This window comes from Flavobacterium sp. WC2509, assembly GCF_052683105.1.
In genome coordinates, this window is the sequence record NZ_JBQZFG010000001.1 from 2,905,454 (window position 1) to 2,928,496 (window position 23,043).

22 protein-coding genes and 2 tRNA genes are annotated in these 23,043 nt (G+C 31.7%); 15 read left to right on the forward strand and 9 right to left on the reverse strand.

The window, feature by feature from the left end:
- Positions 1 to 43: 43 nt before the first annotated feature.
- The gene (locus ACUN3A_RS12115; RefSeq protein ID WP_445551548.1) at positions 44 to 784 is read left to right on the forward strand and encodes a murein L,D-transpeptidase catalytic domain family protein; all 741 of its coding nucleotides are present in this window, start codon (positions 44 to 46) and stop codon (positions 782 to 784) included.
- On the opposite strand, the gene ACUN3A_RS12120 is transcribed toward ACUN3A_RS12115, so the two are convergent.
- The gene (locus tag ACUN3A_RS12120) at positions 773 to 2,353 is read right to left on the reverse strand and encodes a L,D-transpeptidase family protein (RefSeq protein WP_445551549.1); all 1,581 of its coding nucleotides are present in this window, start codon (positions 2,351 to 2,353) and stop codon (positions 773 to 775) included. The genes ACUN3A_RS12115 and ACUN3A_RS12120 overlap by 12 nt on opposite strands.
- 403 nt (positions 2,354 to 2,756) lie before the next feature.
- Here ACUN3A_RS12120 and ACUN3A_RS12125 point away from each other — a divergent pair.
- Both ACUN3A_RS12125 and ACUN3A_RS12130 read left to right on the forward strand, forming a co-directional pair.
- Positions 2,757 to 2,829 (forward strand) — tRNA-Gly (locus ACUN3A_RS12125).
- A gap of 43 nt (positions 2,830 to 2,872) precedes the next feature.
- Positions 2,873 to 2,948, forward strand: a tRNA-Gly gene (locus ACUN3A_RS12130).
- A 291-nt stretch (positions 2,949 to 3,239) separates the two neighbouring features.
- Here ACUN3A_RS12130 and pepE read toward each other — a convergent pair.
- Positions 3,240 to 3,947 (reverse strand): dipeptidase PepE, encoded by a 708-nt coding sequence (pepE, locus tag ACUN3A_RS12135; RefSeq protein WP_445551550.1) that lies wholly within the window; start codon positions 3,945 to 3,947, stop codon positions 3,240 to 3,242.
- Between the two features lie 181 nt (positions 3,948 to 4,128).
- Between pepE and ACUN3A_RS12140 the strand changes: the two genes are divergently transcribed.
- From ACUN3A_RS12140 to ACUN3A_RS12170, 7 genes are all read left to right on the forward strand, one after another.
- Positions 4,129 to 4,899, forward strand: a complete 771-nt coding sequence (locus tag ACUN3A_RS12140) for a hypothetical protein (protein WP_445551551.1) — start codon at positions 4,129 to 4,131, stop codon at positions 4,897 to 4,899.
- A gap of 52 nt (positions 4,900 to 4,951) precedes the next feature.
- Entirely contained in the window at positions 4,952 to 5,671 is a 720-nt protein-coding gene (locus tag ACUN3A_RS12145) for a hypothetical protein (RefSeq protein WP_445551552.1), read from the forward strand.
- 181 nt (positions 5,672 to 5,852) lie between these two features.
- Entirely contained in the window at positions 5,853 to 6,611 is a 759-nt protein-coding gene (locus ACUN3A_RS12150) for a hypothetical protein (protein WP_445551553.1), read from the forward strand.
- Entirely contained in the window at positions 6,608 to 7,111 is a 504-nt protein-coding gene (locus ACUN3A_RS12155; RefSeq protein ID WP_445551554.1) for a DUF6702 family protein, read from the forward strand. Before ACUN3A_RS12150 ends, ACUN3A_RS12155 begins: the two co-directional genes overlap by 4 nt.
- A 66-nt stretch (positions 7,112 to 7,177) precedes the next feature.
- Positions 7,178 to 9,427, forward strand: coding sequence for a M1 family metallopeptidase (locus ACUN3A_RS12160; protein WP_445551555.1), 2,250 nt, complete (start codon positions 7,178 to 7,180; stop codon positions 9,425 to 9,427).
- A 257-nt stretch (positions 9,428 to 9,684) separates the two neighbouring features.
- On the forward strand, positions 9,685 to 10,083 hold the full coding sequence (locus ACUN3A_RS12165; RefSeq protein WP_445551556.1) for a Sec-independent protein translocase subunit TatA/TatB: 399 nt from the start codon (positions 9,685 to 9,687) through the stop codon (positions 10,081 to 10,083).
- On the forward strand, positions 10,083 to 10,646 hold the full coding sequence (locus ACUN3A_RS12170) for a phosphatase PAP2 family protein (RefSeq protein WP_445551557.1): 564 nt from the start codon (positions 10,083 to 10,085) through the stop codon (positions 10,644 to 10,646). Before ACUN3A_RS12165 ends, ACUN3A_RS12170 begins: the two co-directional genes overlap by 1 nt.
- Positions 10,647 to 10,701: 55 nt before the next feature.
- Here ACUN3A_RS12170 and ACUN3A_RS12175 read toward each other — a convergent pair whose 3' ends face one another.
- The 4 genes from ACUN3A_RS12175 to ACUN3A_RS12190 all read right to left on the reverse strand — a co-directional run bounded on the left by ACUN3A_RS12175 (position 10,702) and on the right by ACUN3A_RS12190 (position 14,099).
- Positions 10,702 to 11,343: an O-methyltransferase gene (locus ACUN3A_RS12175; protein WP_445551558.1), complete on the reverse strand. Its 642-nt coding sequence runs from the start codon at positions 11,341 to 11,343 to the stop codon at positions 10,702 to 10,704.
- Between the two features lie 201 nt (positions 11,344 to 11,544).
- Entirely contained in the window at positions 11,545 to 12,096 is a 552-nt protein-coding gene (locus ACUN3A_RS12180; RefSeq protein WP_445551559.1) for a hypothetical protein, read from the reverse strand.
- Position 12,097: 1 nt separating this feature from the next.
- Positions 12,098 to 13,504: a hypothetical protein gene (locus tag ACUN3A_RS12185; RefSeq protein ID WP_445551560.1), complete on the reverse strand. Its 1,407-nt coding sequence runs from the start codon at positions 13,502 to 13,504 to the stop codon at positions 12,098 to 12,100.
- 28 nt (positions 13,505 to 13,532) lie between these two features.
- On the reverse strand, positions 13,533 to 14,099 hold the full coding sequence (locus tag ACUN3A_RS12190; RefSeq protein WP_445551561.1) for a YceI family protein: 567 nt from the start codon (positions 14,097 to 14,099) through the stop codon (positions 13,533 to 13,535).
- Between the two features lie 561 nt (positions 14,100 to 14,660).
- Between ACUN3A_RS12190 and rlmN the strand changes: the two genes are divergently transcribed.
- Positions 14,661 to 15,704 carry a 23S rRNA (adenine(2503)-C(2))-methyltransferase RlmN gene (rlmN, locus tag ACUN3A_RS12195; RefSeq protein ID WP_445551562.1) on the forward strand — a complete coding sequence of 348 codons (1,044 nt, stop codon included), beginning with the start codon at positions 14,661 to 14,663 and terminating at the stop codon, positions 15,702 to 15,704.
- Positions 15,705 to 15,785: 81 nt separating this feature from the next.
- On the opposite strand, the gene ACUN3A_RS12200 is transcribed toward rlmN, so the two are convergent.
- Positions 15,786 to 16,646, reverse strand: a complete 861-nt coding sequence (locus ACUN3A_RS12200; RefSeq protein ID WP_445551563.1) for a hypothetical protein — start codon at positions 16,644 to 16,646, stop codon at positions 15,786 to 15,788.
- A 340-nt stretch (positions 16,647 to 16,986) separates the two neighbouring features.
- On the opposite strand from ACUN3A_RS12200, the gene ACUN3A_RS12205 reads away from it, so the two are divergent.
- Together ACUN3A_RS12205 and dnaG are read left to right on the forward strand one after the other, a co-directional pair.
- Positions 16,987 to 17,964 (forward strand): polyprenyl synthetase family protein, encoded by a 978-nt coding sequence (locus ACUN3A_RS12205; RefSeq protein ID WP_445551564.1) that lies wholly within the window; start codon positions 16,987 to 16,989, stop codon positions 17,962 to 17,964.
- A gap of 77 nt (positions 17,965 to 18,041) precedes the next feature.
- Positions 18,042 to 20,018, forward strand: coding sequence for a DNA primase (dnaG, locus tag ACUN3A_RS12210; RefSeq protein ID WP_445551565.1), 1,977 nt, complete (start codon positions 18,042 to 18,044; stop codon positions 20,016 to 20,018).
- On the opposite strand, the gene ACUN3A_RS12215 is transcribed toward dnaG, so the two are convergent.
- Positions 20,015 to 20,644: a LuxR C-terminal-related transcriptional regulator gene (locus tag ACUN3A_RS12215; RefSeq protein ID WP_445551566.1), complete on the reverse strand. Its 630-nt coding sequence runs from the start codon at positions 20,642 to 20,644 to the stop codon at positions 20,015 to 20,017. The genes dnaG and ACUN3A_RS12215 overlap by 4 nt on opposite strands.
- Positions 20,645 to 20,731: 87 nt before the next feature.
- Positions 20,732 to 21,529 (reverse strand): NAD(+) synthase, encoded by a 798-nt coding sequence (gene nadE / locus ACUN3A_RS12220; protein ID WP_445551567.1) that lies wholly within the window; start codon positions 21,527 to 21,529, stop codon positions 20,732 to 20,734.
- 200 nt (positions 21,530 to 21,729) lie between these two features.
- Here nadE and gldB point away from each other — a divergent pair, with 200 nt between their 5' ends.
- On the forward strand, positions 21,730 to 22,689 hold the full coding sequence (gene gldB / locus ACUN3A_RS12225) for a gliding motility lipoprotein GldB (RefSeq protein ID WP_445551568.1): 960 nt from the start codon (positions 21,730 to 21,732) through the stop codon (positions 22,687 to 22,689).
- The gene (gldC, locus tag ACUN3A_RS12230; RefSeq protein ID WP_445551569.1) at positions 22,689 to 23,024 is read left to right on the forward strand and encodes a gliding motility protein GldC; all 336 of its coding nucleotides are present in this window, start codon (positions 22,689 to 22,691) and stop codon (positions 23,022 to 23,024) included. The genes gldB and gldC overlap by 1 nt, the downstream gene beginning before the upstream one ends.
- Positions 23,025 to 23,043 lie beyond the last annotated feature (19 nt).

Sequence of the window (23,043 nt, forward strand, 5' to 3'; positions counted from 1 at the left end):
AGTAATTTATAATTGTATATTTGACACCCTTAATAAAAACATAATGAGTAGATACACAGCGCTTTATAGGTTAATTCTTGCATTGATTATTCTGTTCGGTTTATTTGCATTTTCAGCAAGTTTTACTAACACCCATAAAAATACCACTAAAAAGAAAATTGTTTCAGTCCTAAAAAATAATATTGACGCCAAAGTTGATTTGGTATATTCTTCATTAAAGACGAATCGATTTGAATTACCTAAACAAGAATGTTTTGATGTAGCTCTAAAAGGATTTTATGCCTTGAAAGATAAAGGGCTTATTAAAAGTAATATTTTGACACTAATTGATTTTAGTATGTCATCTAATTTAAAACGTCTTTGGGTAATAGATTTATCTAATAATGTAGTTTTGTTTCAGTCATTAGTGGCTCACGGTAGAAATACAGGTGAAGAATTTGCTACTAATTTTTCAAATACTCCTGAATCATTCAAAAGCAGTTTGGGTTTTTATGTAACTGGAGAGGTGTATAATGGAAAGCACGGTATTTCTTTAAAATTAGATGGTTTAGAAAAAGGTCTAAATGATAATGCACGAAATAGAGCTGTAGTTGTTCATGGTGCTGACTATGTTTCGGAATCTTTTATTAAAAATCATCAAAGATTGGGTAGAAGTCAAGGCTGTCCAGCTGTACCGGTAGAATTTGTTTCAAATATTATTGAAATGATAAAAGGACAGTCTTGTCTATATATTTATCATCCTTCTATTGTGAATAATTTTAAGCAAAATAAATCAATTTCGTAATTCGGTATATAGAGCGGCATCTAAACTATAGATGTCGTTTCTAAAAATCAATTCGTTATTTTCACTCCACGCTGTCCAATACCAAAGGTATATTGCATAGCGTTTTTTTATGCTTATAAAAAGCGTTTTTTTAGTAGCAACTATAGAGTCAATTTTCTCTTTTGAAAACTTCTTTGGATTGTCTAATAGTAATTGAACTAATTCTAAAGGTTCTTGAATTCGGATACAACCAGAGCTTAAAGAGCGATTGTGTCTTTCGAATAAATTACGATGATTGGTATCATGCAAATATACACTATGATGATTTGGAAAGTTGATTTTGACTACACCAAGAGCATTATAATACCCAGGTTCCTGTACATAACGATAGCCGTTTGGTTTTTTTTCATCCCATTTTAAAGGATCGATCTTGTTATTCTTAGAATCATAAATTCCAATATTTTTATTGTTTAAAAAGTTTCTGTTTTTAATTAATTCAGGGATAATGTCTTCTTTTAAAATAGTTGGGGGGACAGTCCAAGTAGGATTAAAAACAACTGTTTGCAGAACTGATGTAAGTACAGGTGTTTCTCTTTTAGCTTTTCCTATCACAATGCGTTTGCTCATCGTAATGTTTTGGTTTTCTACAATGTTTAAACTGTAATCTGGTATGTTAATGAGTGCATAGTTTTGGTCAAAAGATTTTGTAAACCATCGCCAGCGTTCCAAATTGACAATAATTTGATGTTTTCTGTCTTCTTTGGTAAAATTTAGTGCGTTTATAGTTGATTGACCAATAATGCCATCAGAAATTAAACCGTGTCGGGTTTGAAATTTTTTTACTGCTTTGACAGTTTTGATATCATATTTTGATGTAACACTGTCGTTGCTTTCCAAATCTTTCCAATACAATAGCTTTTTCTTGATAAGAGTTATAGCTTTATTGGTGGTATTGGGTTCTATTTTTTTTTCATCAGTAACTATAGCTTCTGTTTTGTCTTCTGGGAATTCGTTAATGAGTTGTAAAGCAGTTATAAGTTTGTCATAGGTTTGTGCTTTGGGTTGACATTTTTCTATTTCGCTTACCAATGAGTCTTTTTCCAGTGCATTAATTAATATGGATTTGGTGTCTAGTTCTGTAATAGGTAAGTCCCAGTTGTTATATAGTTTTGCAGGGTTTAGTTTTCCATTTCGGAGATGAGAAAGGTATTTTTGAAAATTATAAGTAAGTAATAAATCATAATTTACTAATTGTGTTTCATCTAGTTCAGGGTATTTCTTTTCTAATTCCAATAATTTTGAAATACTATAATCAGCTGGATTTAGTCCTTCTGAGTCACAATTTTTAATCGTTTCAATGACAATTTTTCTATTTCTTTCAGCTTGCCAAACGGTCTGGTTATTTTTGTATGTATAAAAGTCGGAAAGTGATTTGCTTTTAAAACCATTAATTAATGTAGTGTCAATAGGAATGATTTTTTCTCCTTTGTCATTAGTAATAGATGTACTGAAAGCATTTAAACTTAGTGTAGGCGATTTTTTGCAACTTAAAATTGCTAGTAAGACAATAAATAGAAAACACTTGTTCATTATTCTTGTTTTATCGTTTAGTCATTAGTAGTAATTAAACCTCTTTTGTATCAATGATCATATTGATTTGTTGAGTGTAAAGTTGACGTTATTATTTAGATTTGGGTATAATTCCTGCTAATTTTTATTTTAAAAATAGTCAAGGCGATACATTCTGCATAAATTTTAACCTTCAAATGAACTAACCATCGGTTAGATTTTCTTCCCGAAGAGTAGTTTTAGGTGTCAGATAGGTGTTTAAAACAGTTATTTGTTTAGTGTTTGGTATAAAAAAATATAATAAATAAAAGTATAACATTTTAGTTTTAAAATGGTTGTAAATTATATTGAAAAATGTCAATTTATTTTTCAAAAAAAATTTGCAATTAACTGTTTTTATTATTTATCTTTGCACCTCAATAATGCGAAAGTAGCTCAGTTGGTAGAGCTCCAGCCTTCCAAGCTGGTTGTCGCGAGTTCGAGCCTCGTCTTTCGCTCTAGAATCAATTTTTTGATTTAAGGGAAATTTTAATGATTAATGCGAAAGTAGCTCAGTTGGTAGAGCTCCAGCCTTCCAAGCTGGTTGTCGCGAGTTCGAGCCTCGTCTTTCGCTCCAAAACCTCAAATTTTATTTGAGGTTTTTTTTTGCTCTAAACTTAACTGTAATGTTCTTGAAAAATCTATTTCCTTACTCATTTAAAATGGGCCACAGATTATACGGATTAAACAGATTGACGCAGATTTTTCCTTTATTACATCTGCAGTCGTTTTGTTGTTACGTTTTGCGAGAGGGATAGCAGGAAGCTACCGAAGTAGCCCGAATAGCCCGACCGCAACCCAGAAAAAGGGCGTATATCCGTAAAGTAACATTGCCCTTTTTTTGGGTTGGGGTCTCGCCCAAATATTTTTAATTTAAATAACTCAAATCGCTACCGCTTTCTAATTCTTCTGGCAATTGATTTTGTTTAAAAAGTCTTGCTTGTAAGTTTCCTTTCAAAGTGATTTTTTCGCCTCTTACTTCTAGCCAACTACCTTCTCGTAGTCCTAAAACTGGTATTGTGTTAAAAGCATGGAATTCTTTTATTCTCGTTTCTCTTGTTTCTCCCATGTGCTTTGACTGGTTGTCTGGGTCCAAATAATGGGGATTCAAATTGAAAGGAATTAGTCCTAAGGTTTGAAAACTTGGTGGGTAGATGATAGGCATGTCGTTGGTGGTTTGCATGGTTAACCCGCAAATATTGCTTCCTGCGCTTGTTCCTAAATAGGGTGTACCTTTTTTTACGGTATCTGCCAGTATATCCATTAGATCATTTTTGTATAATTGAGTAACTAACAGGAAAGTGTTTCCTCCTCCTGTAAAAAAACCTTCTGCGTTTTGTATGGCTTCTTTTTGGTTTTCAAAGGCGTGAATGCCTTTCAATTCGATATTTATTTTAGCGAAAGCTATAGCTGCTTTTGCAGTGTAATCATCATGTGTGATACCGCCTGGCCTTGCAAATGGTATAAAAAGTATTGTTTTGCAGTTTTTAAAATGCAATTGTAGTTCGGGTAATAAATAGTCTAAATATTCTCCATCATATAAAGTTGAAGTGCTGGCAATAATGCAATTTTTCATTTTATTCTAGGTGTAAGATTTGTTGTAAAGGTATAAAATGATTGTTTTTTTTATGCTTTGAAGCTGTTTTTAATTAACAAAGTTTTACAAATGCATTAGTAATTAATTTGGAATGGTTTGAGATACTTTTACGTTTTATAAATGAAGTTAAGATGAAGTTTTGAAAGATATTTAGACGCTTGTGAAAAATAATTTTACTTTTTTATTAATTTCTTTTTTTATTGTCCAGTTTGTTATTGCTCAAACAAGTGTTGAGAAATGGGTAAATGGGCAAGTTACTACTAATGTTATTTCTCCTTTGGAAGGTATAAATATTACCAATACGTCAAATAAAATTATGGTAGTTTCGGACGGATATGGTCATTTTTCGATTCTTGCCAAAGAAGGAGATATTTTGAGTTTTTCGGCTATAAATTATGAATTTTTGAGGAAGTTTATAAATAGACAAGAGTTTACTATTGGAAGTATTGCTGTTGATTTGACTCCGAAAAGTATCGTTTTGAATGAAGTTATTGTCAATAAGAATTCAAATATAAGCGCTGAGAATTTAGGTATAATTCCAAAAGATCAAGTCAAATTGACTACAGCAGAAAGAAGGTTGCAGACTGCTGGTGATTTTAAACCGATACATTTGTTAGGTTTATTAGGTGGAATGTTGGCGGTTGATCCAATTTTGAATGCTATAAACGGAAGAACCAAAATGCTTAAAAAAGAGCTTTCAATTGAGAAAAAAGAATTTTTGATGATAAAGCTTGAAAATTTATTTGAAGATAAATATTATATCGAGACCTTGAAGATACCCGAAGGACTTATTAAGGGATTTCAATATTATTGTATTGAAAATGTTGATTTTGCGAGGTCTTTAAATGAAAAAAACAAAACGATAAGTATGTTTTTAATTGTTGCAATGGCTTCAGAATTTAATAAAAATCAAAAAAGCGATAAAAAATAATCTAGTAAAGAAAAGGCGAAGTTTGTAAAGTTAAAAATAGTAACGACCATCTATGAGAAATAATTTAATTGTGTTGTTTGTTTTTTTAGGTCAATGTCAGTTGTTGACTGCTCAAAACAATGTGGAGAAAATGATAACGGGGACTGTTATTTCAGATACTATTAAATTGGAAGGGATTAGTGTGATTAATTGTATGAATAAAATGATGGCGGTTACCGATAAAGAAGGATGTTTTTCGATTCAGGCCAAAGTAGGAGATATTCTAAATTTTTCTGGAATTGATTATAAATATTTAAGCAAATATGTTTATAAACATGAATACATTTCGGGAACTGTAGAAGTGAATATGGTTTTTAATAGCATTATATTGGATGAGGTAATTATTAATAAATATGCTAACATAACGGCCGAAAATTTAGGGATAATTCCGAAAGGACAAATTAAATTGACTCCGCAAGAGAGAAGATTGTATTCTAATTCAGGGGGAATTGACGGAGCGTTTAGTTATCTTTCTGGTGAAAGAGATGCTCTTAAAATGAATTTAGAAATTGAAAAGAAGGAGACTTTGATGAAAAAGTTGGAGTATATGTTTGAAGATAAATATTATACCAAAACATTAAAAATTCCTGAAGAACTTATCAAGGGATTTCAATATTATTGTGTCGATGATTCTGAGTTTGTTAAGTCTTTGGGGCTGAAAAATAAAGCAATGAGTATGTTTTTGATGACCAATTTGGCTTTTGTTTACAATAAAAACAGATTGGAAAATTAAGAGAGTTGATAGTTGTATTTATTTTTTGAATTCTTTGGTTGGTAAACTGTTATTAGCCTGTAAAAAATAAATAAAATACTTAAGGTAAAGTTTTAAATAAAAGCGTAAATTTAATAAGTCCAAAAGTGTAGTTTTGGCCATACGGATTATTTTAACTTGTTAATGCCTTAAGTAATTATAAATGAAGAATATATTAAAAATAGTGATATTGTGTTTGAGTTGTCAGCTTTCGTTTGGTCAATTGTTGACACGAAAAACTTTGCATGGAAAAATAGTAAATGAAGCGGGTGTCATTGAAAGTGGTTTGGTTTTTAATATAAATTCACAAACAGGTGACGTAATTGATAGTAAAGGATCGTTTAGTATTTTGGCTAAAGTTAATGATACTTTGCTAGTTACGAGTTTGGGTTTTAAAAGTGAAAAAGTAGTACTCAAAGATGCCGATTTTAAGTCTTCATATTACACCATTAAATTGCATGCAGTAGCTAATGAATTATTGAGTGTAGTGGTTTATGCGAAGCATGTGCCACATAATGATTTTAATAATACTCAAAAAATTGTTGATACTCAATATTTTGATGATAAACAATCCTCACCAAATAATATTCTGATGATGCCAACGGGTACAGGCGATCCTAATGCTATGGATGTTATTCGTGTTTATAATAAAGTATTTAAAAGTTTATTTAAAGACAATCCTGAAAAATCTGATTTTGTTTCGGATGTGAGTTTTACTAATGTTGCGATGCATAGTGTGAGTTATTCTTTTTTTACTGATAAATTAAAAATAAAGGATGATCAAATTGGACTTTTTCTGATGTATTGTGAAAATGATCCTAAGTCGAAAACTCTGCTTGATCCTAGTCAGCAATTTGAAATCATGGATTTTTTAATTAATAAATACGATACCTTTAAGAATATTGCTTCAGTAGGGAAATGAGAAAAGGAATAGTTGCTGTGTTTTTATTGTTTTTTGCTTATTCGATGAGTAGTTTTGAGATGCATAAATTTTATATGTCGATAAGTCAAATAAATTATGCACCCGAAAAGAAAATGCTTCAAATTACAACTCGAATTTTTGTTGATGATCTTAATAAAGCATTGCAAAAGAAGTATAATAAAGAAACCTTTTTAGGATCTTCTAAAGAATCAGCTGAAAGTGTAGATTTATTAAAAAAATACCTAACTGATAATTTTTCTATAAAAGTTAATGGGCAGTCTAAACCGATGAATTTCTTAAGTAAAGAAATGGAAGACAATGTGTTGATTTGTTATTTAAGTATCAAGGACGTTTCCAAGATAAAATCACTCGAAATTTATAATTCTATACTAATAGATTGTTTTGTAGAACAGCAAAATATTCTACATGTTACTGCTTTCGGCAATAAGAAAAGTTTTCTTTTTACAGAATCTTCTGCAAAACAAGTGTTAAAATATTGACATTTACCGAGTAGTTTGTTATAAATTATTATTTTCACGGCTTAAATGCAATGTTAGCTTTAGCTTATGAGAAAATTTTCGTTATTTTTTATTCTTCCAACAATTTTATTGGCACAAGAAAAAGAGGTTATCCCAACTGTTAAACAAGGGGGTAAATATGATACAAATAAATTTAGTCAGATGTATGATTTATTAGCAACGCCTAATATGTTTCGTACAGCGTCAGGAGCTCCAGGACCTGCGTATTATCAACAACAAGCCGATTATAAAATTGATGTAGAGTTGGATGATAAAAATGCTAAATTAAGCGGATCGGAAACCGTAACTTACTATAATAATTCTCCTGACAATTTGGAATATTTGTGGGTGCAATTGGATCAAAATCAGGCTGCAAAAAAATCACAGTCACCATTAGCAGAAAGCGAAAAGATAGAAGCTGTTTTAACTCCTGCTAAATTCACGGATAAATATTTAAAACCAGAATTAGAACGCGGTTTTAATATCGAATATGTAAAGGATGCAAAGGGAAATCCTATGTCTTATACAATCAATCAAACCATGATGCGGATCAATTTGGTTACTCCAATGAAACCAGGTGAGAAGCTTACTTTTTCTACAAAATGGTGGTACAATATTAATAACTACCAAAAAGAAACAAGTAACGGGCGTTCAGGATATGAATTCTTTGAAAAAGATGGAAATAGATTGTACGTAATAGCTCAGTTTTATCCTAGAATGGCTGTATATAATGATGTCGAAGGTTGGCAGAATATGCAGTTTTGGGGAGCTGGTGAATTTGCTTTGCCATTTGGAAATTTTGATGTGAATATTACTGTTCCTGCGGATCACGTTATTGATGCAACTGGAGAATTGACTAATAGAAGCGAAGTGTTTACAGCCGAACAAGTAAAAAGATACGAGTTGGCTCAAAAATCATTTGATAAACCTGTTGTTATTGTAACGCAAGCTGAAGCAGAAGCAGCAGAAAAAGGATTTTCAGACAAGAAAAAAACATGGAAATTTAGTGCCAAAAATGTTAGAGATTTTGGTATCGCAACGTCAAGAAAATTTATTTATGATGCGATGGCGGTGCAAATGGGAAATAGAGTGGTTATGGCCGAATCGGTTTATCCAAAAGAGGCAAATCCACTTTGGGGTGAAACTTCAACAAGAACGGTTGCACATACTTTAAAAAGTTATTCTTCACATACTTTTGATTATCCTTATCCAAAAGCAGTTTCGGTTTCGGCAGAAGATCAAGGGATGGAATATCCTATGATTTGTTGGAATTATGGTCGTCCAGATGAAAATGGAATATATACTCAGGTAACTAAGAATGCAATGATGGGGGTTATTATTCATGAAGTTGGACATAACTTTTTTCCAATGATTGTGAATTCAGATGAACGTCAATGGACTTGGATGGATGAGGGTTTGAATTCATTTATGGAATATATGGCCGAGCAAGAATTAGGAACTAATTATCCTTCTCGACGTGGGCCTGCCAAAAATATTGTTCCTTACATGAGTGGTGATCAAAAGTTTTTAGAGCCAATTATGTCAAATTCTGAAAGTATTATCCAATTTGGAAACAATGCTTATGGAAAACCTGCAACAGGTCTTAATATATTGAGAGAAACTATTATGGGGCGTGAGTTGTTTGATTACGCATTCAAAATGTATGCAAATAGATGGAAATTTAAACACCCAACTCCAGAAGATTTTTTCCGAACTATGGAAGATGCATCGGCAGTTGATTTGGATTGGTTTTTTAGAGGTTGGTTTTATTCAACAGATTTTGTAGATATTGGAATTAAAAATGTAAAGCAATATTATGTTACGGAAACTCCAACTTTAGCGTTGAAAGAAGCTAAAGTAAAAAAAGGACGTTTTGGTTTTGAAAAAGGACCATTTGTATATTTAATAGAAGAGGATAATTCAGAATTGAAAGCTGATTCAAAGAAATCACTGAAACTAGAGGAAGTCAAATTACTTTCGGATTATGTGGCTCAAAATGTTTCTGCAGAAGAAAAAGCGAATTTGAGCAATCCTAAATATTTTTATGAAGTAGAGTTTAATAAACCTGGCGGAATGCCAATGCCTATTATTGTTCAAATTACATATGAGGATGGCACGGTAGATAATTATAAATACCCTGCGCAAATTTGGAGACAAAATAATGAAACGGCAAAGAAAATATATGCTACTTCAAAAGCAATTAAGCAAATCCAAATTGATCCTAAATTAGAAACAGCAGACATCGATGTGACCAACAATTCATGGCCAAAAGTAGAAACTAAATCTAAGTTTGATTAATTAAGAATAAGATACTAAGTTTCTAAGATGCTGAGTTTCTAAGATTTTTTAAGCGAATAAAGCTTAGGATTTTAGAAATTCAGCATTTTTTTTATTTTACGAATGTCAGGGTAGAATTGGATGCTATTTTTAACTCTAAATAAGGACTTTGGAACTTAGTGTCTTAGAAACTTAGCGTCTTAGTTGTTTTTTTTAAGACAATTTTAAAAGACAGAGTTTTAAATTTTAATATCTTTGTATTCGTAAATAGAAAAATTATGTTTGGAATAGGAGGAGGCGAATTAGTTTTTATTTTGTTTGTTGTATTAATGCTTTTTGGCTCTGATAAAGTGCCTGAAATAGCAAGAACAATGGGGAAAGCCATGGCACAACTTAAAAACGCAACCAATGATATCAAAAGTGAAATTCAAAAAGGAGCAGAAGCTAATGGTTTTGATCAAAATACATTGAATACTTTTACAGGTGGTATTAATTCTGAAATTGAGAAAGCTAAAACTAGTATTTTGGGAGATACAACCAATGTCTTCAATGGAATTACAGATACATTTACTTCCGAAGTTAATAAAACTAAAGAAAGCGTTGCGAGTGGGGCAACAAATCCAGATGGTTCTTCAATATTAGATGATATAACTGGGCCTGTAAAACGTCAAATGTAATGCTGGAAAAAATAGTTTCTCTAGATACTCAATTATTTATTTATCTTAATGGTTTAGGATCCGAAACCTATGATGGGCTATGGTTAATAATTACTAAGCAAGTCAATTGGATTCCCTTTTTTTTACTATTATTCTATCTTATTTACACCAAAATAGGAATCAAAAAAACAGGTTATTTATTGTTGTTTGTGGCAATTTTGTTGCTGGCTACCGATCAAATTACGAATTTGTTTAAATACACGGTTCAACGTGCAAGACCTTGCAATAATCCCGAAATAAAAGATATTATAAGAGTTGTTCAATCACGTACATCTTTTAGCTTTTTTTCTGGACATGCAGCGAATACGATGGCAGTGGCTACTTTTTTATATCTTATTTTCAAGAAGCAATTTAAGTATTTTGGACTATTGTTTCTTTGGCCTTTAATTTTTGCTTACAGCCGTATTTATTTAGGTTTACATTATCCGTTAGACATTCTAACAGGATACTTATTTGGATTTATAATGGGGTACCTCATGTATAACGTTTATAGATTTACTCAAATAAAGTATTTTCCACTATAATTTTAAGAGCTAAGTATTTTTAAAAGTTATTGTAATTTTAGAACAATAATAAGCTTTATAAAACTCTACTAACAGTCAAACCATCACGAATAGGTAATAATACCGTTTCTACTCTTGGATCGTTTTTAAGCAGCAAATTGTATTCTACTAATACTTTTGTGCTAATGTCATTAGGATGAATAGGTTCTAGTACTTTACCGCTCCATAGTACGTTATCTGATAAAAGAATACCTCCTTTGTTCATTTTGGGAAGAATCATTTCAAAATAATTAAGGTAATTTTCTTTGTCAGCATCAATAAAAACTAAATCAAATTTTAAATCAAGATTCGGAATAATAGCCACTGCTTCTCCCAAATGTTGTGTAATTTGCTTTCCCCATGGAGACTTGTCAAAATGCTTTCTCTGAAAATCAACTAGTTCTTCCTTAATGTCAATGGTGTGTAATTGCCCATTTTCTTGCATTCCTTCGCATAAACACAAAGCTGAATAGCCTGTGTATGTTCCTATCTCTAAAATGTTTTTTGGACGAATCAATTTGGATAACATGCTCAAAACTCTTCCCTGAAAATGACCACTTAGCATTCTTGGTAATAATATTTTTTGGTAGGTTTCTTTGTTGAGAGCCGCCAATAATTCAGGTTCTTTTTCAGAATGTTGTTCGATATAATCTTCTAAATCTTGAGAAATGAAATGCATTTTGTAGCGTATTGAAATTTATCGCAAAGTTATTTATTTAATATACATAAAAAAGGAGTTGTTCTAATATCTGATATTTTTTTGCTAAAGAAATTAGTTTTTGGCAAGTTATAAGGATGATAATTGCTTAAGGGAATTGTAATAATAACAAAGACTATTTTTAGGTTAAGTCTTTTAATAGGATAATTAAAATGAAAAAAATTACGATTTATATAAGATGAAATGAATCACAAATTCATTCTTTACTTTGATAACACCACCCATCTTGGTTGGTGGTTCTAATCCTATGTCGGTAAATTTTACATTCACAGTTCCTTCAAGAAAATCTTTGGTATTTTTTAAAGCTAAGTTAGGATAGGAAAGAATCTTATCTGTTATTTTAAAATTCAAACTGCATTTATAATCTGTCCCTGAGGGTTTTATATTGGTTATGGTAACAGTGCTTTTTGGAAATTTGGTGACTTTAATAGTGGTTTTCAAATCTTTATTCATGATTCTGTTGCCACAATCGAAATTAGCTGTTGAGATTTCAGACTTTAAACTATTTTTTGTTGTTGAGTTTAAAAAAATAGTATCTTGAAAAGTATGTGGACAATCACATTTGTATTTACCAACAGTTGAATTTCCTAAAATTTCTATTTTTATTTGGTTAATTATTATAATGTTTGGGTCATTTAAAAAAATGGGCTTAGCACTTCCTAATAAAAGAAAAAGTACTAAACCCATTATTATAAAAACTATTTTTCGTTTCATATTAGAAAGAAATGGCTGCTTCAAACATAATTCCTTTAAAATTCCCGCCATATAGGTCATTTAGACTGCTTCCGCTGTATTGGCTGTAATCGTTATAGTTTTGATCAGTATAAGCAAGTTTGGCAACTACGTTTTTGGTCATAAACCAGCCTAAGCTAGATTCGAATCTATCTACATTAACTTTTTGAGTTTGAGTAGAAATGTTTCCGGATACGATATTGTATCTTGCTCCAATATAGAATTGTTCAGTTTTTCCAAATCGATAAACTAAATCGGCAGCATATTGATTTACATTACGAGATGCGTCGCTTCCTTTTTTGTCTCCACCCTGAGTGAATTCTAAAGTTCCAAAGAATTCTAATCCTTTGTATTTGATAAATGGATTTATCATAAATGCAGTGTACCAGTTTGCGTATCCAGGGCTAAATCTACCAGTAGTGGCATTAGAAGCAGGATCGAAATTGTTTGGAACAGGCGTTATGTTGTACGTATAAGCTTGATGTGACATAACTCCAAAATAACGGCTACCCGCTCTGTCTGAGCCCCATGGATTTGCACCCATGTTGGCGTTGTGATTGTATGATCCTGTAAGTCTTACTCTCAAATCTTTGTTTAATTGTTTGTCATAACCCAGTTTAGCCAAAACAGTTGGGCTTACTGTTGTATTTGGATCTGGTGCGGTTGGTGTTGCGCTAGATGGAACAAACTCGGCAACACCTTGGTTTAATTTTCCGTTTGTAATTCCGATCATACTAACCAATCCTTCTCTATTGTAATAAACTTCCATTCCCATTTCAGTTTCAAAAGAGTCCATAATGTTGCCTTCAACGAAAGGGTTTAAAAGGGCGTTCCCATTGTCAGTTCTTCTAAAGTGGGCATCACCGTAGTTGTTTTCCATTTGACCGATTTTTATGCTGGTATATTTCATAACATCTGCTAAGAAATCTTTTTTAATGAAGTCTAACTTGTCAATTTGTAAATAGCCACCTTTTACCCAAGTTTCATTATGATGTCTTGAAGAAAGATAGACGTCTAAGTTTACACGTACTCCATCAGCTAACTGTGCTCCAAATACAAGGTTGGCGGCAGGTAAATTGAAATTATTTTCTAAGTTGTTTAGTCTATATCCTGCTGTACCAGCATTGCCAGAAATTATAGCTCCATTTGAAGCGGTGTAAGAACCTTCTCTTTGGTCGTTGAATGAGTCTAATCCTTGGAATTGCAAAGCTAATGCTCCTCCTAAGTCTACACTCAAACCTTGAAATTCAACATCATTTTTGTTTACGTCAAAGATGTTTAATCCTTCTTTGCTTCTCGGAATCATGTTTTGCATTTTTCCAAATGATACTTGTGCATCCACCGTAGTCAGTGAAAGTATACTAACCGCAAATAAAATAATTTTTTTCATAACTGGTTATTTTTGTTTAAATGATTGTTTATTTGAGTTTTATACTAAATTTTACTGTTAAATCTTCTCCGGTTTTTATTGTTCCAAGCATAGCTGTTGGGGATTTCATTCCAAATTGGGTAAAAGTTATCTTGTTAGAACCATCCAAAGAAATAACACCATTTGCAATTGTTGCTTTTACATCTGTTTTTACTTCTTTAGCAACTCCAGCAATAGTATAAGTTCCAACAAGATTCCATGTGGTTTCATTTACTTTAGTAGCTGATTTTAAGACATATTTGACACTTTTGAATTTATCAGTTTTTAAACTTTTGTAAGCTACTTTGTCCATTGAACTTTTTTCACTCTTAATTGATTCTGCTGGAAGATTTATTGTCAAGCTAGTGATAGCTGTTAATTTTGAGTCGGTTAAAGTTAAGTTAGCTGTTCCAGTTCCTGATGCTGATTTCATTGTCCAATCATGCATAGTTGAAGTTCCTGATACTGAAAAAGTTGATTTTGTTGTGTCTAAAGCAAAGTTTTTTTGAGCATTTGCTGTTAGCACTATTGCAAACAAAGCCATTGAAGAGATTAATGTTTTAAATGTTGGTTTCATGATTTTTTTAATTAATTGTAGTTAATAATTTGTATGAACATTGAGATTGATTTAGTTTTTATTAAATTATTTAGATGTGTTTGTTAATCAAATTTACAAAGATAATATTGATAAGATAAAGCATGTTAATAAAAATACAAAAACAGATTTTATTAAAAGGTTGTGAGCTGTTAAGTAATTGTAATGTTTTAAAATCTGATTTATATACTAAAATAATTATTCATAATTTTATTTAAATATAATTTTTTGAAATCCAATATTTTAAATTTATTCTATGTAGGAAATGGGATTTTTTTATATGACGTTAAGTCTTGGTTTTATTAAATTATAGTATTAATAATTTATTTTAAAACCACTTGAAATGTGCTTTATTTCTTGTAAAGAAATTTGTAATGTAAATATATAAAATTTTTACAAAAAAAAATGCTTTTGAATATTTTTTTAAGTTTATGAATAGTGTTTGGTTATCATTATGCATTAAAATAAAAAGTATAAAAACCAATTTGTTTAAAAATTGATCATCGAAACAACAAATCAATAAATAGTCATTAAATTTGCACCATGCAAATTGAGAAAAAAGACATACGAGCATTATCGAAAGATCAGTTGAGGGATTTTTTTACATCTAATGGTGATAAAGCATTTCGAGGGAATCAAGTATATGAATGGTTGTGGAGCAAAGGAGCACATAGTTTTGAAGACATGAGTAATGTTTCCAAACAAACACGTTCTATGCTAGAAAGCAATTTTGTGATAAATCACATCAAAGTGGATACCATGCAGCGAAGTGAAGACGGTACAGTTAAAAATGCTGTTCGTTTGCATGATGGATTAGTGGTAGAAAGTGTACTTATTCCAACTCAAACACGAACTACGGCTTGTGTATCTAGTCAAGTGGGTTGTAGTTTGGACTGTAATTTTTGTGCTACTGCGAGATTAAAACGCATGCGTAATTTAGAACCTGCCGAAATTTATGATCAAGTTATTGCCATAGATAAGGAAAGTAGATTATACTACAATCATCCGTTGTCTAATATTGTTTTCATGGGAATGGGTGAGCCACTTATGAATTATAATAATGTTTTGAAGGCAATCGAAATGATTACTTCACCAGAAGGTTTAGGAATGTCGCCAAAAAGAATTATGGTGTCTACATCTGGTATTCCTAAAATGATTAAAAAAATGGCTGATGATGAAGTGAAATTCAAACTTGCTGTTTCCTTGCATTCGGCAATTGATGAAATTCGATCCAGAATTATGCCTTTTAGCCAAAATTTCCCTTTAGCAGATTTGCGAGAAGCCTTGGAATATTGGTATCGAAAAACAAAATGCAAAATATCATATGAATATGTGGTTTGGAAAGGTATTAACGATGATAAAGCTTCGATTGATGCTTTGGTGAAGTTTTGCAAATATGTTCCTTGTAAAGTTAATTTGATAGAATACAATCCAATTGATGATGGCGAATTTCAACAAGCTTCTGAAGAGGCTATAAATGGTTATATAAAAGCACTTGAAGCTATTGGTATTGTTGTAAAAGTTAGAAGAAGCAGAGGAAAAGATATCGATGCTGCCTGTGGACAGTTAGCCAATAAAGAAGCTTAAAAGTTTTATAATAAAAACCAAAAAGCATTAAAGAGAATGGATATATTCTTTTTGATGCTTTTTTGGTTTAAGAAATTTTGTCTATCTTTTTAATTCTATAGTAATAGTAACGTTTGCTGTGGTTGCATTAACAAGATTATCACATTCTCCATTTCCATAATCAACCAAAGTTTCGACTCCGTTTTTAATTTTTAAAACAGTTCCAGATACAGGGAATGGTTTTCTGCAGGTTGTTACATAACGCAATGGTGTTTTAATAGTACTCGACCACGTGTCTCCACTAGCTTTACTCGTGTTCTCATTACCAGTAACAAGGTATACATTGTCATCCCAATCACCTATAGTATCATAACCTTCTATCAATTCTCTTACTCTGTTTCCTGTTCTTGTATAAATACTTCCGTCTTCAAATGTGACTGTCATGTCCGTGGTACAAGTAAATACTGGGTGTACAGTTGCTAACAATTCGGTACTTTTTAGAGATCTGGTTATGGTCTTGTTGCCTTGAATTTTTGTGCCATTATGGTAAAATCCATCAAAAGTATAGCTAATGGTTTGCTCGGGAGTAGTAAAATTGCCTGAAAAACTAAGGATAATTTTTCCTTTTAGTACGTTTTCGTTTTGAAGAGTGCATCCTTGGGTTCCAAAATCAATTGTACCTGTAAAAGTCCCATTTGCTAGAGTCCATGTTGTGGTAGCGCAGGCAGGTAGTATGCTTTTTATTTGGGTAGATGATTTACTGGTTGTGTTTTGTTTTATTGAAAATTGATTCTCAGCAATATTGGTAACATCATCAATCGAGGCGTCAATTTTTGAATCTGTAGCAATTTGATCTTTTGGACTTGTTGCAGTATTGTCATCGTTTATTTTATCAGTTGAATCACAACTAATAAAAAAGGTTATTGCTAAAAAGGAAGCAATAAATGTTTTTTTTGGTTTCATAGTTAATTATTTTTAGGTTTAATAGTAAGAGGCTTAATTACTTGAATAAATTAATGCGTTATTTTGTTTATAGCAAAAAGCATTAAAAATCAGTTTTTTAAAATAAATCAAAGATTTTATTAAATTGTTTTTTTGAGTAGAATTATTTGTATTTTAGTAATGAAATTTTACTGTTAAATACTATTTTTATAAAGTTATAATCATACTTACAATCCTTATTGGTTGGATATTTATTACGTAAATAATGAGAGAATTGTGTAGCAATAAAACACAATTTATATTACACTTAACATAATATGGATAACGTTTTTTTATTTAAAATAGTATATTTGGCTTCTAAATGAATATTACCACACAAATAAAACAGCCAATAGTTAACGAAATGGAACTTTTTGAGAAAAAGTTCTACGAATCGATGACTTCCAAAGTGGCGCTTTTAAACCGTATTACTTATTATATTGTCAATAGAAAAGGAAAACAAATGCGACCTATGTTTGTTTTCTTGATGGCAAAAATGGTATCCAAAGGAACAGTAAACGAAAGAACTTACAGGGGGGCTTGTGTAATAGAGCTTATTCATACAGCAACATTAGTTCATGACGATGTGGTAGACGACAGTAATCGTCGCAGAGGTTTTTTCTCGATTAATGCACTTTGGAAAAATAAAATTGCCGTTCTAGTAGGTGATTATTTGTTATCAAAAGGGTTGTTGCTTTCTATTGATCATGGCGACTTTGATTTACTTAAAATTATCTCTGTAGCGGTTCGAGAAATGAGCGAAGGAGAATTGCTTCAAATAGAAAAAGCGAGAAGACTTGATATTACTGAAGCTGTTTATTACGAAATCATTCGAAAAAAAACAGCTACTCTTATTGCTGCTTGTTGTGCTCTTGGGGCACGATCGGTTGTCGAGGATGAGATTCAGGTGGAGAACATGAGAAAATTTGGTGAACTCATAGGAATGGCTTTTCAGATCAAAGATGATTTATTTGATTATTCGGAAGAAGCCATTGGTAAACCCACAGGAATCGATATTAAAGAACAAAAAATGACTTTGCCGTTAATTCATGTTCTTAATAATTGTACTCCAAAAGAAAAAAGCTGGCTTATCAATTCGATAAAAAACTACAACAAAGACAAAAAAAGAGTTAAAGAAGTGATAGCTTTTGTAAAAAACAATCACGGTTTGACTTATGCCGAAAATAAAATGGTAGAGTTTCAACAAGAAGCATTACAACTGCTGAACGATTATCCCGAATCTGATTATAAAGCAGCACTTATTTTGATGGTAAACTACGTTATCGAAAGGAAAAAGTAAAACCCTTTGATTTGGATTTTGTAATTTTGCAATGTTTAAATTTTTAAATCTTTCAATATTAAATTTCCCCAAATAAATTGATATCACAAGCAACAATAGATACTGTTTTTGAAACTGCTCGAGTAGAGGAGGTTATTGGCGATTTTGTCCAGTTAAAAAGAGCGGGAAGTAATTTCAAAGGACTAAGTCCATTTTCTGATGAGCGTTCTCCATCATTTATGGTGTCGCCGGCCAAAGGAATTTGGAAAGATTTTAGTTCTGGAAAAGGCGGGAATTCTGTTGCTTTTTTGATGGAACATTCGCATTTTACGTATCCGGAAGCTATTCGGTATTTGGCAAAAAAATACAATATCGAAATTGAAGAAACTGAACAAACTGATGTAGAAAAAGCTAATACGGATGTTCGCGAAAGTATGTATTTGGTTTCTGAATTTGCAAAAAAATATTTTCATGATATCCTTTTAAATTCGGAAGAAGGAAAAGCAATTGGACTTTCATATTTCAAAGAACGCGGCTTTAGTAATGATACCATTAAAAAGTTTGAATTAGGCTATTCTCCAGAAACCTGGGATGCTTTTACTAAAGAAGCTTTGGGGAAAGGGTATAAATTGGAGTTTCTAGAAAGTACAGGATTAACCATTGCTAGAGAAGATCGCCCATTTGATAGATTCAAAAGTAGAGTGATGTTTCCAATTCAGAGTATGTCGGGAAGAGTACTTGGTTTTGGAGGTCGAATTTTAACTAATGACAAAAAAGCGGCTAAATATTTGAACTCACCTGAGAGTGAAATCTATCATAAAAGTAAAGTGCTTTATGGTATTTTTCAAGCCAAACAATCTATTGCGAAATTAAATAATTGCTTTTTGGTTGAAGGTTATACAGATGTAATTCAGTTTAATCAAAGTGGCGTTGAAAATGTGGTTGCTTCTTCGGGAACTGCTCTTACGCCTGATCAGATTCGATTAATTAATAGGTTAACCAAAAATATTACAGTGCTTTTTGATGGTGATGCTGCTGGACTTCGAGCTTCTGTGAGAGGAATTGATTTAATCCTCGAAGAGGGAATGAATGTAAAAGTGTGTACTTTTCCTGATGGAGAAGATCCGGATAGTTTTGCAAGAAAAAATTCTTATGAAGATTTAGTAGCCTACTTGGATTCGAATGCTAAAGATTTTATTCAATTCAAGGCATCTCTTTTGATGAATGAAGCTAAGAACGACCCTGTAAAAAAAGCAGATTTGATTCGGGATATGGTGACCAGTATTTCGAAAATACCAGACAGAATTCAGCGCGAAATCTATATTCAGGAATGTTCCAGAATAATGGATATTTCGGAACAAGTTTTGACTAGCACATTGGCTCAATTAGTTAAAAAAGATATTGCCGAAGTTGGGAAAAAAGTAAAGCAGGAGCAAACAGCTTTTGAAATTGTAAAAAACGAAAATCCTGTCCAAACGGCTAAAGTGGATGTTTTATATCGTTTGGAGCGTAAAATAATTGAAATATTATTATTGTACGGAAATAAGACCGAGGAATTTGAAGATGTTTTTTTGAGAACCAACGATTCTGGTGAAATTGAAAATGTTACCGAAAAGAAGGAATACAAAGTGTATCAAAGAATTTATTTGAGTTTACAGGAAGACGAAGTAGAGTTGGCAAATCCTTTGTTTCGTGATATTTTTAATGACTTAATTCAATATTTTCTTCAAAATGAAAATGTAGAAATTGAGAAATATTTATCGCATTTAAATTCAGATTTTGCTCAAGAAGTAACTGATATTTTGATGGAAGACGAAAGATTAGTTTTGCACGATTGGATTGGTCAAAATATTATTCCAAAAACAAAAAACGAAACCATTGGTCAGTATGTGTCAGAAACTATTTTGACTATGCGCTGGTATTTGGTTGATAAAATTATAGATGAATTAAAAAACTCTGTATCAAATGAACCAGGTTCAGATAATACAGAGTCTATGTCTTTGGCGATGGATTACTACAAACTAATTAATTCTTTTTCAAAAAAATTAGGAAGAGTAATGTCTCGTTACAGTTAAACGATTTCTAAAGTTTTAGCTTTATTTACTAAATCTACTAGATTCGTAACGTTTAATTTAGTCAACAATCGTAATTTGTAAGTACTGATTGTTTTTTCGTTAAGTGATAAAATTTCAGCAATTTCGTGGTTTTTCTTACCATCGCTTAAATAGCGTAATACTTCAACTTCACGATTGGAAAGTTTTCTGTACAAACGCTCACTTTTGCTTTGTTTTGCAATCAAAGCAATGTTTTTCATGACTGCTTCATTCATGATGATTTTTCCTTGGTTCACTTTGACGATCGATTGACCCAAAGTTTCAAGTTTTTCGGTTTTGTGAACAAATCCAGAAACTCCTGCTTTAATAGCATTTGGAGCGTAAATTTGTTCTGAAAGTCCGCTGTAAAAAATAATTTTTGTTTTTGGAAAATTTTTCAAAACCGATTTGATTTCGAAAATACTTGATAAGCCTTCAAGTTCTAAGTCCAATACAAGTACATCTACTTCTTTAGAAAGTAGAATGTCTTTTACCATTGCAAAATTACCTACATTGGCTACAATGGAGATTTCCGAATGGTCTTTGAAGTACGATTTTATTCCAAAATGTACTACAGGATAGTTATCTGCTAAACAAACTTTAATCATGGTATTTAGTTTTAGGATTGTTTTTGAATAACAAATTTAAAAAAATATATCGGTATAAGTCTGCTTTTTCGGACAAATTATTTTTTTTTAACAGTTTATTATACAAACTGGTATTGGATTCATTTTATGTTGGTTGTTTTTGTTAAGTTTTTTATAAATTTCGTAAACGATTTTTTGGCGTTCAGTAAATGTGCTTATATCTATTTTCAAATCAGTTACTTCCATTGCCCACTCTAATTCATCATAACTTGCACCTATTTGGTCTTCATCAGATCGATCATCACCAAATAATCCATCTGTAGGAGCTGCTGTCAATATAGAATTTGGAATTTTCAAATAAGCACCTAGTTGATATACTTCAGATTTCATTAAATCCGCTATTGGACTCAAATCGACTCCGCCATCACCGTATTTCGTATAAAAACCTACTCCAAAATCCTCTACTTTGTTCCCTGTTCCAGCAACTAATAAACCATGAATTCCAGCGAAATAATATAAAGTTGTCATGCGTAAACGGGCACGAGTATTGGCAAGTGATAAATTTACAAGACTTTCATTGTCAGTTGTAGGGACTTCTTTTTTGAATGTTTCAAAAACCGTAGTTAAGTCAGCAACTGCATTGGTTACATTAGGAAATCTATTTTTTAATTGTTCAATATGTTCCTTCGCTCTTGATACGTGACTTAGAGCTTGATGAATTGGCATTTCAACGCATAATACTTTTAAGCCAGTTTGAGCACAAAGTGTTGAGGTTACTGCCGAATCTACGCCGCCAGATATTCCTATAACAAATCCGTTAACTTTTGAGTTTTCTGCGTAGCTTTTTAGCCATTCTACAATATGAGTATTTACTTTTTCGATTTGTAGGGTTCTTTTTTTAGTCATAATAGTTTAAGTTTTAAAAAGCAGGGATGTATATTTGCAAAAAATAATGTGTAGTATGTTTTCCGAATCCCTTTGGTAACAAATTTAAATAAAATAATAGAATTGAATAGAGGATGTTTGGTTTAGGTTGAAAAACACTATGAAGATTTATGAATTATTCTCTAAATGTGTCAGGAAACTGATAAATAAATAAAATATACATGAAATTATTTCTCTTATCGATGGTTTGCAGTTTGCTTTTATTGTCCTGTGACCAAAAAAGCAAAGTTGAAAAGGCTATTGAAGAAACACCAGTAGGAACTGTTAAGGTGGAACGTTTTGATAAACAGTTCTTTGAAACTGCTCCGAAAGATTTGTTGAAATTGAAAAAACAATACCCTTATTTTTTTTCGCCTCAGATTAATGACACTGTTTGGATAAATAAAATGACGGCTCCAATTTGGAGAGAAGTATATACAGAAGTCGAAAAAAAATATCCTTCAACAGAGGGAATTCAGAATAATGTGGAAACTTTGGTTCAGCATATGAAATATTATTTTCCAAAGACTAAAACACCCAAAGTGATTACGCTGATTTCGGATATGGATTATAATAATAAAGCAATTTATGCCGATTCGTTAATCATCATTTCTTTAGAATTGTACTTAGGGAAGGAGCATAAGTTTTACACTTTTCCGAAATATCTGAAACAAAATTTTGAAGAAAGACAAATGATGCCCGATGTTGTGAAGAGTTTTTCATTAGGAAAAATTGCTCCTCCAACGGATAAGAATTTGCTATCACAAATGATTTATTTTGGAAAAGAACTCTATTTGAAAGATCTGTTGCTTCCGGAATACAGTGATGCCGAAAAAATGGGCTATACTCCAGAGCAAATTGTTTGGTGCCAGGAAAATGAAAGTTATATTTGGCGATATTTCATTGAAAAAGAAATGCTTTTTAGTGATGAACAAAGATTAACTTCTCGTTTTATCGATCCTGCACCATTTTCAAAATTTTATTTAGAAATAGATAATGATTCTCCAGGACAAGTAGGTTCTTGGATTGGATGGCAAATTGTTAGATCTTTTATGACAAACAATGATGTCAAGTTGGATCAGATGTTAAAAATGAATGCAAAAGAAATTTTCGAACAATCAAAATACAAACCCAAGAAATAATGTCAGATAAAAATACCTCAGAAATTAAATTTTTAGTCGAATTAGACGAAAACCGCGTACCAGAAAAACTGTTGTGGACAGCAGAAGATGGTGGAGTAAACCTTTCGGAATCGAAAGCAATTATGCTTAATGTTTGGGATAGCAAAGCCAAAGAAAGTATGCGTATTGATTTATGGACGAAAGATATGCCAGTTGACGAAATGAAAATTTTCTTCCACCAAACACTAGTTTCTATGGCAGAAACTTTTAAAAGAGCAACAAATGATGAAAAGATGTCGGATACAATGTTGGACTTCTGTGATTATTTTGCTGAAAAGTTGGAACTAAAGAAGTAGGTTTTTGTAAGATAAATTG